Annotated in this window: 14 protein-coding genes and 1 other annotated feature; of the genes, 7 read left to right on the top strand and 7 right to left on the bottom strand. The window is 36.6% G+C overall.

Features of this window, described 5'->3' with window-relative positions; all coding sequences use genetic code 11:
• Nucleotides 1-83: 83 nt before the first annotated feature.
• The 3 genes from ACG72T_RS07805 to ACG72T_RS07795 are packed head-to-tail and all read left to right on the top strand — an operon-like array spanning nt 84 to nt 2820.
• Nucleotides 84-950, top strand: a complete 867-nt coding sequence (locus ACG72T_RS07805) for a DUF3737 family protein (protein WP_395265630.1) — start codon at nt 84-86, stop codon at nt 948-950.
• Complete coding sequence (locus ACG72T_RS07800) at nt 951-2120, top strand: MalY/PatB family protein (RefSeq protein WP_395265629.1); 1170 nt, start codon at nt 951-953, stop codon at nt 2118-2120.
• A gap of 55 nt (nt 2121-2175) precedes the next feature.
• The gene (locus ACG72T_RS07795; RefSeq protein ID WP_395265628.1) at nt 2176-2820 is read left to right on the top strand and encodes a nicotinate-nucleotide adenylyltransferase; all 645 of its coding nucleotides are present in this window, start codon (nt 2176-2178) and stop codon (nt 2818-2820) included.
• A gap of 67 nt (nt 2821-2887) precedes the next feature.
• Here ACG72T_RS07795 and ACG72T_RS07790 read toward each other — a convergent pair whose 3' ends face one another.
• Nucleotides 2888-3583, bottom strand: a complete 696-nt coding sequence (locus ACG72T_RS07790; RefSeq protein WP_395265627.1) for a hypothetical protein — start codon at nt 3581-3583, stop codon at nt 2888-2890.
• 84 nt (nt 3584-3667) lie between these two features.
• On the bottom strand, nt 3668-4384 hold the full coding sequence (locus ACG72T_RS07785) for an alpha/beta fold hydrolase (RefSeq protein WP_395265626.1): 717 nt from the start codon (nt 4382-4384) through the stop codon (nt 3668-3670).
• 84 nt (nt 4385-4468) lie between these two features.
• Nucleotides 4469-4702, top strand: a binding site (T-box leader).
• Nucleotides 4703-4769: 67 nt separating this feature from the next.
• On the opposite strand from ACG72T_RS07785, the gene asnS reads away from it, so the two are divergent.
• A complete protein-coding gene (asnS, locus tag ACG72T_RS07780) occupies nt 4770-6161 on the top strand; it encodes an asparagine--tRNA ligase (RefSeq protein WP_395265625.1) in 1392 nt (463 codons plus the stop codon).
• Nucleotides 6162-6218: 57 nt separating this feature from the next.
• On the opposite strand, the gene ACG72T_RS07775 is transcribed toward asnS, so the two are convergent.
• Nucleotides 6219-8492, bottom strand: a complete 2274-nt coding sequence (locus tag ACG72T_RS07775) for an SLAP domain-containing protein (RefSeq protein WP_395265624.1) — start codon at nt 8490-8492, stop codon at nt 6219-6221.
• 333 nt (nt 8493-8825) lie between these two features.
• Here ACG72T_RS07775 and ACG72T_RS07770 point away from each other — a divergent pair, with 333 nt between their 5' ends.
• A complete protein-coding gene (locus ACG72T_RS07770) occupies nt 8826-9425 on the top strand; it encodes an SLAP domain-containing protein (RefSeq protein WP_395265623.1) in 600 nt (199 codons plus the stop codon).
• A gap of 262 nt (nt 9426-9687) precedes the next feature.
• On the opposite strand, the gene ACG72T_RS07765 is transcribed toward ACG72T_RS07770, so the two are convergent.
• From ACG72T_RS07765 to ACG72T_RS07755, 3 genes are all read right to left on the bottom strand, one after another.
• On the bottom strand, nt 9688-9984 hold the full coding sequence (locus tag ACG72T_RS07765; protein WP_395265622.1) for a SemiSWEET family transporter: 297 nt from the start codon (nt 9982-9984) through the stop codon (nt 9688-9690).
• A gap of 179 nt (nt 9985-10163) precedes the next feature.
• Nucleotides 10164-11162, bottom strand: coding sequence for a tRNA dihydrouridine synthase (locus tag ACG72T_RS07760; RefSeq protein ID WP_395265621.1), 999 nt, complete (start codon nt 11160-11162; stop codon nt 10164-10166).
• Nucleotides 11163-11317: 155 nt separating this feature from the next.
• Nucleotides 11318-11926 (bottom strand): histidine phosphatase family protein, encoded by a 609-nt coding sequence (locus tag ACG72T_RS07755; protein ID WP_395265620.1) that lies wholly within the window; start codon nt 11924-11926, stop codon nt 11318-11320.
• A gap of 214 nt (nt 11927-12140) precedes the next feature.
• Between ACG72T_RS07755 and ACG72T_RS07750 the strand changes: the two genes are divergently transcribed.
• Entirely contained in the window at nt 12141-13136 is a 996-nt protein-coding gene (locus ACG72T_RS07750) for a tRNA dihydrouridine synthase (RefSeq protein WP_395265758.1), read from the top strand.
• A gap of 64 nt (nt 13137-13200) precedes the next feature.
• Here ACG72T_RS07750 and ACG72T_RS07745 read toward each other — a convergent pair whose 3' ends face one another.
• Nucleotides 13201-14112 (bottom strand): hypothetical protein, encoded by a 912-nt coding sequence (locus ACG72T_RS07745; protein WP_395265619.1) that lies wholly within the window; start codon nt 14110-14112, stop codon nt 13201-13203.
• Nucleotides 14113-14384: 272 nt separating this feature from the next.
• Here ACG72T_RS07745 and ACG72T_RS07740 point away from each other — a divergent pair, with 272 nt between their 5' ends.
• Complete coding sequence (locus ACG72T_RS07740; RefSeq protein ID WP_395265618.1) at nt 14385-14666, top strand: hypothetical protein; 282 nt, start codon at nt 14385-14387, stop codon at nt 14664-14666.
• Nucleotides 14667-14734: the final 68 nt, after the last annotated feature.

Here is a 14734-nt window from a genome sequence, read left to right as displayed (position 1 = left end):
ATTAACTATTTAAGATGAGTATTTAACATATTTCTTTTTAAACCTTAAACTAAAATCATAAATCAATAATTGGAAGTACTTAGATGAGAAAACAAATTTCAGAAGGCTTTTTTGATGGTGAACGTCCACTATTCAAAATTCAAGCTACAGATATTAAAGATACAACCTTTGGTGAAGGTGAATCACCATTGAAAGAAGTTTCAGATTTAACCCTAGATAATGTAGTATTCAAGTGGAAATATCCACTCTGGTATGCCAAAGACATCAAAGTTTCCAACAGTATTTTTGAAACTATGTCCCGTTCTGGTATTTGGTATACACATAATATTGAAATCAATAATTCGGCTTTGCAGGCTCCTAAGTTGTTCCGGAGAGCAACTGATATTCGGCTCAAAAATGTTCATTTTGCTGATGCTGAAGAGACTTTGTGGACGTGTAGCGATATTGATCTGCGAGATGTTCAAGTTAATGGAGATTACTTTGGTAAAGATAGTGACAATATCTATGCCGAGAATCTTAATGTAGTAGGTAACTATGTTTTTGACGGTGCGAAGAATATTGAAATTCATAATTCAACTTTTGTCTCTAAAGATGCCTTTTGGAATTGTGAAAATGTCACGATTTATGATTCCAAGATCAGTGGTGAATATTTAGCTTGGAACACCAAGAATATTACGTTGATCAATTGTACAATTGAAAGTGATCAAGGACTCTGTTATATCGATGGTCTAAAGATGGTCAATTGTAAAGTCTTGAGAACCGATTTGGCATTTGAATACTGTTCAAATATAAGGGCTGAAATTACTACCGGTCTGATGAGTATCAAGAATCCAATCAGCGGTTTGATCAAAGTGAAATCAGTCGATGAGATTATTTTTGATGATCCTAAGATCGATCCAAAAGCAACCGATATTCAAGTTCAAGAAAAAAGTTCTTCACGAGGTGTTTAGATGGAATATGACTTTGAAACTCTAAATCGTGTCCGTGGCGGCAACTCTTCTAAGTGGGATGTTGGCACTAATGAATTACCAATGACTACCGCCGATATGGATTTTCCCACAGCCCCTGAAATCATCGCGGCCATGCAAGAAAAAGTTAAAATGGGCTTATTTGGTTACGAGGAGATTCCAAATGAATATTTCCAGGCAGTAGATAACTGGTATCAGACAGAACATCATGTCAAGCCAGAAACTGACTGGATGCTCTTTGCGACCGGTGTTGTACCAGCTATCTCTTCGGCAGTAAGACGACTGACTTCATTAGGCGACAATGTCTTAGTTCAAGCTCCGGTGTATAATATCTTTTACAATTCGATCGTAAATAATGGGCGTCATATCGTTTCAAACGACTTAGTCTACGACCAAAAGAGCCTGACTTATCAGATTGACTTTGCTGATTTGGAAGAAAAGTTAAGTGATCCTTTGACTAATATGATGATTCTTTGCAATCCCCATAATCCAATCGGTAAAATCTGGAGTATTGAAGAATTGACCAAAATTGCTAAATTGTGTCAGCAATACCAAGTTAAATTATTTAGCGATGAGATCCATGGCGATTTAACTTTAACTTCTAAGGATTATCAGCCACTCTTTGGACTTGAGACTAAGTATTTGGATAATGTGGTAGTGGCCGTTTCACCAAGCAAAACGTTCAACGTAGCGGCGTTACATGCAGCAACTTTGATTGTTCCAAATGCCAACTTGCGAGCCCAAGTTAACCGGGGGTTGAATAGTGAAGAATTGGCTGAACCCAATCTTCTAGCTGTTCCCGGAACGATTGCTGCTTACAATGAAGGACATGCCTGGTTAAAAGCTTTGAAAAAACAATTACGGAGTAATCGGCAATTAGTAACTGATTTTGTAGAACAGAAGCTTCCTGAAATTAGATTAGTTCCCAGTGAAGCCACTTACTTGTTATGGTTTGATGTGGGACAGCTCACGCAAGATTCACAAGCTTTGAGTGACTTTATTCGTCAAGACAGCGGTTTGATCGTTAATCCCGGTTCAGTTTATCGTGGCGATGGTCAACACTTTATCCGCATGAATATTGCCAGTCCACAGGTTATGATTCAAGATGGTTTAACGCGGCTGCAAAAATCAATTCAAGATTATCAAAAATAATAAGATTTTAGACTATAATAATAACTGAAAATAGTTTCTTAAAGCAGGTGAATTTATGAATGCTGCAACGTCAGTTATTACTAAACCAAAAGTCCAGCCCCAATTACAAACGACTGGACATAAGAAGCATGTCGGTATTTTGGCTGGACCGTTCAATCCGATTCACAATGGTCATTTGATGATTGCTGAACAAGTTTATGAACAATTGGATTTGGATAAGATTTTATTTATTCCCGATAAAGTACCGCCACATCAAGGAATCAGTCGTTATATTCCCAAAGTTAGTGTCGATGATCGAATCAACATGGTAAAATTTGGAATCAGAGACAATCCTCACTTTGAGCTAGATATGACCGATATCGATCTTGGTGGAGTCAGTTATACTTATGAAACGGTCAATAAACTAAAACAGCGTCATCCTGATACGAAATATTACTTGATCGTCGGCTATGATATGGTTGAGAATCTTTCTAAATGGTCCCATATCAATGAACTTGTCAAGGAAGTTCAGTTCGTCGGTGTCTGTCGAAAAGGATTTGAGAAAAAGTCTCATTTCCCAATTATGTGGGTCAATACGCCCGTGATTGAAATTAGTTCAACAGTTATTCGGCAAAGGGTTCGTGAAGGAAAGTCGCTGAAATATTTTGTTCCTGACGATGTTGCTTGGTATATTAAAGATCGAGGAATTTATCGTAAATAAGCTAATTGGCTATTAATCAAAAAGAGAGGACCTAATTCGTGTGAATTAGGTCCTCTCTTTATTACTGTTAAGGGTTGATTCGTTGTTGCGATACGTTGGCATTACTATGCGTGTCAGCAAGCAGTAGAGTATATAGATTGAATCCGAAAAAAGCAATGATTACTAAGACGCCAGTCAATAAAAAGCCGAAGTACATAAAGCCCAGACCCATGATTAAGCCTAAGACCGCAAAACATCTAATTAAGTTTTTAGCAAAATTGACTAAACTATTTTCAGTCTTAAAAGCTTGATGATAGGCGGTATCTAACCTCTGGATCGAACTGTTACGTGGCTCGCTTTGATGAATTTCTAGCGTTAGATGGTATGGTTCGACACCGTCGACGATTTTGTCATCACCATATTCATCCGTGACAACCTCTTTAAAAGGGCCACCATGAATCAAAAGGGTAGGATAAGAATCTTGCTTGAGTGCAGACTTTAAGTCGTCGTCCAAGATTATCGAGCCAATATTTGTTGACTCTTCATTCCAAATGTTCGCAAAAACTTGGAGTTGTTTGCCATCGAAATGCGTGTCAACATGCGCTAAATCAAGATTTTCTAATTGGTAGATTTTAAAGATGAATTTATTCTTTAGAATTTGGTGGTTATTTAAACCCTCATAAATGTCTTTTTGATTAACCGCTTGGATGTGTTCAAGATATTCTTGAAGAAATGATGTGGCAGCGGTTGATAGATTGATGTCTTTCTTTACTAATATAGTCATATTTCCCCCAAAAAATGATAACGACTAACCTGAGTATAACAAAAATGTATCCGCTTTTGTGGCTTTTTATGAAAACGCTTTAAATTAACTACTGATTTCCTGATTTAGCCAATTTATTAGTAATAAACTTATAATATTTTGTTGTTTTACGTTACTGATCTGAGCTTTGTGATCACCTTTCTGTAATCCATAGCTTCCAAAACCACCATGGTTGCCACCAGCAATTTGTTCAAAATCTGTATTGGCTGGTAACAGCTTTTTGGCCTTTTGGTAGTTTGCTCTGTTTAAAACTCCATCTCTTGAAGCAGTTACGGAGAGGACGGGGATTTTGATCTTATGTAAATCACCTTCAGTTTCAGGATAGCTGGCTAATAAGAAGACACCTTTTAACTTGTCGGCATGATTCTTAGCGTAACGGCAGGCCATCGTACCACCTAATGAATGACCACCGATGATGTAAGGCTGGTTGTTTTGAACCTTATTTGCTGCATTCGTATTTAAAATTGCCAAGTCTAATGGAAATCTGACAATGTAAACGCTGTAGCCTGCTTGAGCTACTTTTTGCGCCCAAATGCTGTAACTCTTAGGGTCAACTAAGGCCCCAGGATAGAAGATAATCATTGGTTTGGTATCATCGCCTTGAAATTTGATAGTATTGCTGACGACTGTGCTTTCTTTGGCGGCGTTGTTGGCTAAGACGGAGGGAGGATACTCCTTGATTTTAATGAAACTGATACTGGCGATAACTAGAATAATTAGAAATATACCCAAACTAAGCAAAAATTTTGAGACTTTTTTCATGCTTTCCTCCATTTTCAATTATTTCTAATAATATTGTACTTTACATTCCTTATGAAAATATGCTACATTTAAGAAAATAAAAATATCTTAGATATTGAAAAGAAGGAGTACTATGTACTTTATCCACAGGGAGTCAAGATAAGTGAGAACTTGGCGTGTCGGTATATAGGAAAAACATCTTTGGTCTTCTGGCTGAAATTTCGAGAGTAGGTTCAGACGTATTCCAGTACGTTATAATTGGCAAGTATTTGATGTACTTTGAGGTGTTTTTTATAAAAAAACTTGGGTGGTACCGCGGAAAGATCTTTCGTCCCTTTTACTGGGGATGGAGGATCTTTTTTTCATTTCATCACATAGTATTCCAAAGAATTAAGGAGAAATAACAATGGAAGATGTCTTAGTGAAAGATTTATACAAAAAAGAATTTGCTGATGGTGACAAGATCACTGTATCAGGTTGGATCAGAACAATTAGAGGTTCTAAGCGTGTTGGTTTTATTGAACTAAACGATGGTTCATTCTTCAAGAATGTGCAAGTCGTTATTACTAGCGATATGGAAAATTACGCAGAAGTTGTAAAGTTTCCTATTAGTACAACAATCAAAGTTGTCGGTGAATTAGCTTTAACGCCAAAAGCTCAACAACCATTCGAAATTCATGCAACTGAAGTTGTCGAAGAAGGAGCATCAGATCCCGACTTCCCACTCCAAAAGAAAGCACACTCATATGAATTTATGAGATCGATCGCTCATTTGCGTCCTAGAACAAATACTTTTTATTCCGTTTTCCGTATTCGTTCACTAGCAGCCTTTGCCATTCACGAATACTTACAAAAACATGACTTTGTTTATGTTCACACACCAATCATCACTAGTTCAGATGCTGAAGGTGCCGGTGAAATGTTCCAAGTTACAACATTAGATTTGAACAACGTCCCTAAAACTGATGAAGGTAAAGTTGATTACAATGAAGACTTCTTTAGAAAGGAAACCAATTTGACCGTTTCTGGACAACTTGAAGTTGAACCATTTGCTTTAGCTTTCAGAAATGTTTACACATTTGGCCCAACGTTTAGAGCTGAAAATTCCCATACTGGACGCCATGCTTCCGAATTCTGGATGATTGAACCAGAAATGGCCTTTGCAGACTTGCAAGATGAAATGGATTGTTCAGAAGAATTGTTGAAATACGTAATCAACTACGTTATGGACAATGCTAAAGAAGAACTTGATTTCTTGAACGAAAACGTTGATAACACTTTGATCGACCGCTTGAAGGCAACTGCCGGTGAGGAATTTGCTCATGTATCTTATACAGATGCAATCGATATTTTGGAAAAAGCAACTGACGTTGAATTTGAAGTTAAACCATATTGGGGACTTGATCTTGATTCCGAACATGAACGTTATCTTTCAGAACAAGTTTACAAGAAGCCAGTCTTCATTACTGATTATCCAAAGGAATTCAAAGCCTTCTATATGCGTGCTAATGACGATGGTAAGACTGTCGCCGCTGCTGACTTGTTAGTTCCTGAAATTGGTGAATTGATCGGTGGATCACAACGTGAGGAACGTTTAGATAAGCTTGAAAAGAGAATGGCTGAACTTGATATGAACGAAGAAGACTACAAGTGGTACTTAGAATTGCGTAAGTACGGTGGTACAGTTCACTCAGGCTTTGGTATTGGTTTTGAAAGATTAGTTATGTACATTACTGGTATGGAAAATATCAGAGATGTCATTGCTTATCCAAGAACACCAGGTAATGCTGAATTTTAATTAGGTACGAAAAAACGTAAAGTCATTGGGCTTTACGTTTTTTTAATTCGCTGGATTTTATAAAACAGTTACGGCATCGGTTGGAACAAATTGATTTGTGGCAACACGATAGTAAGTTTTACCATTGATATAAGCGATACGATCTACTCTCCATGCAGTGTTAGCAAGAAGTTCATGGCTTGTAATGTTATTGCCTTGTGAGTCAACTAATTGTTGATCTGCATTAGTTTGGATAACAATATTTCTATTTTCATAGACATAAACACTCGCTGCTTTGACCCATTCGTTAGTAGCAACACGATAGTATGTATCACCACCGAAACTCATTTCTTTATCACTGAACCAGTCGGTCGCGGGTTTTAGACTACGATTTTGAACTTTTGACACTTCAAGCGTGTAAAGAGTGACATTGCCCAACTTAGGATGTGTAGAAACTAAACGGTCAACATCGTTAATGTCTTCAGGTGAGTTAGGTGAAATTAGTGGATCACTTGTGTCAGTTGACGTTCCACTTGAGTTATTTGAAGAGCCAGAATTATTTGTAGATGATCCAGAATTGTTATTCTTTGCAGGGTCTGCAGTAACGGTGACTGTCTTAATGATAGGAGTACCATCTTTTAGCTTGTAAGTATAAGTAACAGTGAACGTACCAGCCTTGACGACTTTACCATCTTTTAGAACACCATTTTTGTCTGTGATTGTTGTTGAAACAGCATTGACAGCATCATTACCAGTTAAAGTGGTATCATTGTTGTCTTGAACTGATTTCAAGTTGTCTGCTGCGGTCCAAGTTTCACCAACTTTTGTAGTGCCATCGGAGGCATTAATGACGTGTCTCATGGAAATATAAATGCCAGGAATTGTTCCAATAGAAGAGCCACCTGAAGTGCCTTCATTGTTAGGATTAGGATGAATAGTGGGGCCAGTTTGAGATCCAGAATTTATATATGAATATTCAGTTTGCTGTGAACCGTCAGGATTCAAAAGCATTGAGTAGCCATCGTTGTTTGCAATTTTTGTGATGCCGTTGTTAACCAAGTTAACGTAGATATCACTGATATATGTCCAATTAGTTTTGTTTGCATCAACAAGTTGGTTCTTGTCTGATTGATTAAAATTATTGATTTGGATATCGCTACCAGAAATGTAAGAAGGCATTTGATCTTGAAGTTCTTTATCAGCTGCTGTATAAGAAACATTCAACTGATTGACAGTTACGGCTGGATATTGCCCCTTGATGCTACTGCCAGATATATTATCACTAAAACCTTTAAAATAAGCTGTTAAATAAGCTTCTCTAAAATAGTTTGTATATGTATAAACACCAAGCGTAGCGGTTTGGGCTTGAGTGGTACTCTTATTATTATTTACAAGAGGTATGGTTACCTTGATTGTTTGACCCACTCCTAAAGAAGTTCCAGATGGAACAATCTTAATTTCATTTACACTGGATAGTTTAAAATTAGGATCGTCTGCGATATGTTGCTCATAAGTAGCGTAGCCACCAGTGTCTGTTAGGTAAGTAACTTTAGCCCCTGTAGGTAGTCCGGTAATGTAGGACTTTAGGTCAGTGTCATCAGACATCAGAATACTATTATTATTATACATTTTTTCATATTTTGGCAACATCAAAACTGTTTCATAGTCAGATTGTGCCTTATCAGAGGTATTGGTAATCGTGTAATTTGCAGTTATAGTTTTTGCATGTGCATCTACAATTATAGTGTCATCTTTGTTGTCATCAGTTGATTGAGATGTTGCACTGGCTTTGTCATTAGTTGCACTGATAGAAACTGCCGCCTTAACTGGATCTGGATAATTAAGGGGCTTTACTTCTGGATTATTGATCAAAACATCGTCAGAATTTGTGGCAGTATCAACAACAGGTTGAGCTTCTTGAGTTGAATTTTTAGTGGTATCGGTGTCAGAGCCATTATTTGTATTATTAGTAGTGGTTGATGATTCCAAATTCGTTCCAGCTGTTGTACCGGTTGAAGTATTTGAAATATCATCACTAGCAGCTACGACACCAGATTTGGTTGTGTCAGTTTCAGAATTATTTTGGCCAGCGTTGGAATCCATCTTATTTGATGTTTCATTAGTGATGCTGCTATTTCCATTGTCTTTGATACTTGAGCTGTCAGCGATTGCTGCTTCATTCTTGTTAACATTGCTTGCTTGTTCAGTAGATGAACCAGTTGAATCCGATGTAGTATCGGCCTTTGCTGTATTAGTTTGAACTAATTGGACTCCTAAAGCTGCTACTCCGAGGGCAGTTACGATAAACTTTTTATTAAATTTTTTGTATGAATTAGAATGTACTTTTTTCATTATTATCCCTCACAATAAATTTTCCTGTTTTTAAAAGTATAATTTTATCTTTAATTACTATCCAATTCGTATTCTAGTTCTATGTGAGGACATTAATATATCATTATATGTAAGAAATAATTTCCTAATATGATTAGACATAAAAAATAATATGCTTAATAGTTATTGTAACCTTAGGAAAATAAATTTGTGATTTAGGATAAAAATAAAAACCGATATGGTGAGGATCACCTGAAACTATAAATAATTATTTTAATATTGATTTGCTGATAAATTTACTCTATTATTAAATTGTTCATAATATAGGATGAACTTTTATAAGGGGGATTTTTTATGAAAACTGCAAAATCTGTAGCTTTGCTTGCCGCTTTAGCTATAGCAACTATAGGGGGACTTGCTACATCGCAAAATGATGTTTCGGCTTCTGGAGTTGCCACAACCACTACTCAAGGTCCAGCTAGACTTTATACATCTACTGGAAGTTTGATTACTGATCGAGAGCTCGCTCCAAATACTAAATGGGCTGTTGGTAAAACAATTTCTATTAATAATGAAACTTTTTATCAAGTTGCAACTAATGAGTATTTGAAAGCAGCCGATTCGAGCTTAGATGGTAGCGCTACACAACAACCTGCTCAAACTGCTTTGATTGGAACAGTATCTACACCAAGTGGAACACTTACTATCAGCAAAAGGTCAAATGATTTTTCTGATACCTTTTTGCCACAAGGTTCTCAATGGAGAATTGGTAAATACATTGTTAACCGTTTAGGTAAGAAGTATGTTCAAATTTCTAATGACGATTATGTGCCAATTAGCCATATGACTTTTAACCACCCATTGCCTGAGCCAACATCTGATCCTGATTTTTATTATTACTGGCAAATGGATCCAAATTTGAATCCTGGCTATACTCCACACACTGATTATTAATTACGAAAAGTGGGTCTAAACTTTATCGTGTTGGTAGATTATTTCTACTGACACGATTTTTTTAGACCAATCAAAAAAAGGACATCAATAATATCCTTTATAATATAACCACGATTTTTGCCGCGAAACGAAAATCAGAAAATATAAAGAGGTATTATCATGTCCCAAGATGATTTTGTCCTAAAAATACTAAATATAACAGTTACTAATATCAAAATAATTGATTGTATCATCAATATCTAACAATCAATATAGTCTTTCATTATCCAAAGTTAAAGATTGCAGTGATGAAGGTGGCTGCACCAAGGAAAATGCCAGGAATATTAGCCCAGACGATTGGCCAATCCCTTTCTTTCTTGAGCAAACCGTAAGCTGTCCAAATCGTGCAGTTGATAAATGCAACTAATGGCTGAATAGGATTACCCTTAGATCCTGATAGGTTTGACATGATTTGTGGGATGTACGAAACATACATCAAAACTGACATCAAACTAGCCACTGTCCCAATTTTTTCTACTTTTTCTGAACTGATTTTCTGCAAATAATAACTTCCTTTCATCTCTCAGCTTTTTTTGTCATCAGTTTAATTGGACAAAAATTCTTTTATTAGATAATTCAGTGTATTTACACTAAATCAGACAAACTGTCTTGTCAATTAAGACGCTGTTTCACGGAAACAATTGTATTCAAAAACCCGCAATGTAAATAAATCATTGCGGGTTTAGTCTTTTCAACAAATTAGTTTAGATATTGATCACGATTTTTTAAAACTTCTCGCACCTCGTCAGTACTTTTTGCATCAAGCATAGCGTTTCTTAAATCAGTCGCTCCCAGTTCAGGACGGGCATAGATTTTAAAGAAGCGTTTTAAAGATGGGAAACGGGGAACGTCGTAGTGGGTTGAGAACTCATCAAATAAATCAAGCTGCATTTTCAATAATTCTAGGAGTTCATCTAATGAGTGTTCTTGGGGTTTCGGTTCAAAAGCAAAAGGACTTGCAAAGACGCCACGGCCAATCATGATACCATCTAATCCGGGATGTTCTTGAGCTAGTTTCAGACCAGCTTGATAGTCAGGTACATCACCATTGATTTGGAGGAGTGTTTCAGGAGAAATTTCATCACGTAATTTGATTAGATCATCAATTAATTCAAAGTGAGCAGGAACTTTACTCATTTCCATTTTTGAACGCAAATGAATCGTTAACAATTGAACGTGTTGATTCAACAACACTGGAATCCATTCCTTGTATTCTTCTGCTTTACTGTAACCTAGGCGAGTTTTGACACTGACAGCAAGGTCAGTAGATTTGGCGGCTTCAATAACAGCTTCGGCAGATTGTGGATTACGGATCAGGTCGCTACCACCATGATTTTTAATGACAGTTCCGTCAGGACAGCCAGTATTGATGTCAATTGCCTTGAATCCTTGATCCTTTAAAGCAGCACCGGCGAGCACAAAGTCCTCTGGCTGGTTCCCCCAAAGTTGTACGACAGGTGTCATTTTATCAGTAGGTTCCATATATAGTCGTCCATGAGCAGGAAATTTGGTAGTGGAGTCAGTGATACTCTTGGCATAAACGAATTCACTGAAAAAGACGTCCGGGGGGCAGGCTTTAGCTATTACTTGGCGAAAAACAGTGTTGCTAACTGCTTCCATTGGAGCCATCGTGAAGAAAGGCCGATGTTCTTTCCGAGCTTTAGCAGCAATCTCTGGCCAAAAATTTGATTCTGTCACGTTCATTACTTCCTTTAATCTAATTGTTTAATTCCATATCATTATATATTACTAGTTTCTTTGAGTAGAATCTAATGATTGCTTTTTATAAATGATATTTGTTGTAAGAAAAAAAAATACCAATCTTTCAATTAGTATCCCTAATTTGTGATTAATTATTTAATATCGCTCAACCGTCCATAATAAATCAAATAACGACGTCCACTATCCGACAATTTCAACTTGGTGACACTCGCATTATCAGGTTCCATAATATCGACGATATCTGGTACTTGGGTCACTAATTTAACCAATGATCTAGTGACGAAACCATGACAGACAACTAAAATCTTTTGATCGCCTTTTTCTTTCATATCTTTCAGAAAGCTTTCTAATCGCTCCCAAACTTGTTGATATGATTCACCTTGTTGGGCGTACTTAATATAGTCTTCAGTGATATAGCCATTTTCATCAAAGCCATCCGGATGTTTTGCTTTGACTTCATCTGCGACCAAGCCGTCCCAAGATCCATAATTGATTTCTCGCAAGCGAGCATCGGTATGAATCTCGTGAACATTTTGGTTCAAAATCTCGGCCGTCTGATAGGCACGTTTTAAAGGACTGGAATAAACTTCATCAAAATCATTAATATTTAAAGATTTAAGCAAATAATTAACTTGTTTGCGACCTGTTTGATTCAAATCGAGATCGGTAGCGGAACCATTGATTTTTCCAGTGTAATTAGTATCAGTTTCACCATGTCTGACAATATATAATTCAACCATTTTGAACCCCCAAATTATTTTAGTATTCCATAAATACGTTTTCATTTCTTCTTATATTATACCCATAAAAGTTTTGATTGTTGAAAAATTCATTTAGATATCAGTTTTAAGATGGAGCAAATTGATTCAGAAAATTAAACTTAAAACTTGCAATCATTAATGGATAGTCGGTATAGTTTATAGGATTGAATTAATTGTGAATGGAAGTGAGATTGTGACCCAGTCAACTTACTGGAATCGCATTGCAAATAAAGCTAAGAGTGAAAATCGTCCTTTTTTTAGTTTGGCACCAATGGAGGCTGTTACGGGATCGGTTTTTCGTCGGGTAGTTATGAAAGCTGCAGCGCCAGATGTTTTTTATACCGAATTTACTAATGCCTTGAGTATTACTCATCCACTGGCAAAAGAAACTACCAAAGGGCGCTTATATATCGACCCCAAAGAGGATCCTAAGCCAATCGTTCAACTGTGGGGGAATAATGGCGAAGATTTTGCCAAAGCCGCAATTGAGGTTAAAAAGCAAGGCTATGAGGCAATTGATATCAATACGGGTTGCCCCGATATTGCTGTGATAAAAAATCATAGTGGTAGTGATTTGATTCGTCATTTTGATACGACCAAGGAGATTATTGAGGGCGCTCGTAAGGCTGATCTGCCAGTCAGTGTCAAAACTCGACTGGGGTATAGTCAGATTGAAGAATTTGAAACCTGGATTCCTTTCCTCTTGAAACAACAAGTTCCTGTTTTGACCGTCCATGTTAGAACTAGAGAAGAAATGAGCAAGGTTGCCGCTCACTATGAGTTGATCGACCAATTGGTCCAGATGCGTGATACTTACGCACCAGATACTTTGTTGCAGATCAATGGTGATATTGCCGACTATCAAGCAGGATTACAATTGGCAAAAGATCATCCTGGAATTGATGGTATTATGATTGGTCGAGGGATTTTTATGAATCCATATGCCTTTGAAAAAGAACCCCAGCAACATTCGAGTCATGAATTGCTGAATCTCCTACGCTATCAATTAGATCTTTACGATCAATTTGTAGCCATGGGTATCCCAGGTCACTTTGCGCCACTACAACGTTTCTTTAAGATCTACGTTCGAGGGATGAAAGGTGCCTCGGCAATTAGAAATGATTTGATGCAGACGAAGACGACTGATGATGCACGTAAGATCATTGATCAAATCGATCCTGGAAAATAATAGGGTACACACATAAATTTCAAAAAAGCTGATGAACGAATTATATTTCATTCATCAGCTTTTTTTATTCATTATTAGTACTGGTTCGATATTGAAAAACAATCTTTTTTAAAATCACGATTGAGCCTAAGAAAAAGCTTGAGGCAATAATTGCAGTGATAGGCAACATGTGGAACATATTAGTTGGTAAAACTAAAGCCAAAAGTGGAAAGGCAAATGCGGCTGGTAACTTTATCTTGAGAATCTGTAACAAAATAAAGACTAATGGTAATGATATCAAGGCCGACATTAACCATGAACTAAAGATTAGATGGATAAATACGCCAATTGAGGCAGCTCCAACTAAGGCTAAAAAATGTTTGCTAGCCATTTTCCAGTCATACGTTGGTTTTTGTAGAACCTCAAAGAAAACCACCATTACAGGTGGGATGGCAGCCATTTGTGAAAAGCCAAAGGCCCAGACGCCACCAACCCAAAGAATCGCCATGATTGTAAAAATTATCATATGATGATTTTGAATCAGATTGCTTGCAGGAGCTTTTCGGTAATGTCCTTGTAAGTAGACGCCAACCATAAGCAGTCCAGTGAAAAGCAGGATGGCAACGATAAATGACCAGTGGGTCGCATTGATGATAATTGGCAGTAAACCAGTTGCAAACGATGGGGCTAGGTTAGAATGTAGCAATCTTAATAATAACAGCATTAAAATTAAGCCTATCAAAACTTTTTGTGCGTAAATGATGGGGAACTGATTGATAACAAAGCCGATAATGGCAGTTCCTGATGGTGCTAAGAAAATTTTACTAGGTTGATTGATCCAACCGCTGTTGTGATAAATCCAAGTTCCAGTCGTTAAGGCTCCAATTTCGGGAAGGATAATTTCCAGGTCGTTTAGTAAAGTGGCGATTGCAACCATGAAAATAATGAAAGCAAAGCCGATTAAGTAATTCTGTTTTTCATTGATAGATAAGTTCATAAAGCTAGATATCCCCTTTTAATCTATTGTTCTGGAGAAACTAGACTATTGTAACACACAAATATAATTTCTGAAAATAATTCTAATATATTAAAGTTAATAAATTTATATATTTTTGGAATCCATATAAGGATTTATACTTTTTTTACAATAAAATAATATATACAAATTGGATAAGATGCTGTTTTTTTACGAATTACACTTTAGAATAATGGTGTAGACCAAATGAGAAATAAATAATTATTGGCTTAGAAATAGAGAGGACATTTATTATGAAGGAAAATAATATTGTAGATACACGGACTTACGACTTAGATCAGATTGATGACGTCATCCGAGAACTAGATGCCGCTAAGATCAAAGTCAATGCTTTGATGGATTACAATTTGAGATTACGGCGTTTGAATGATCAAGAACCAAACAAAAAATTGATGGCTCATGAATTTAATCGACTCAGTCCGATTATGGAATTGCTTAATACCGATATTTTTGAATCGATCGATAAGGCGATTGAAATCTTGAATAAAGGGAACAAGGCTCCAGAAAAAGAATAATTATCGTTTTAGTAGAAGTCATTCTAATTGTGAAAATTAGGATGATTTTTTTTTTTATTTTTTTCTAT

This window comes from Companilactobacillus sp. FL22-1 (assembly GCF_043951805.1).
GTDB lineage: Bacteria > Bacillota > Bacilli > Lactobacillales > Lactobacillaceae > Companilactobacillus.
The sequence above is the reverse complement of the archived record's forward strand: the minus strand, read 5'-3'. Positions and strand labels throughout refer to the sequence as shown.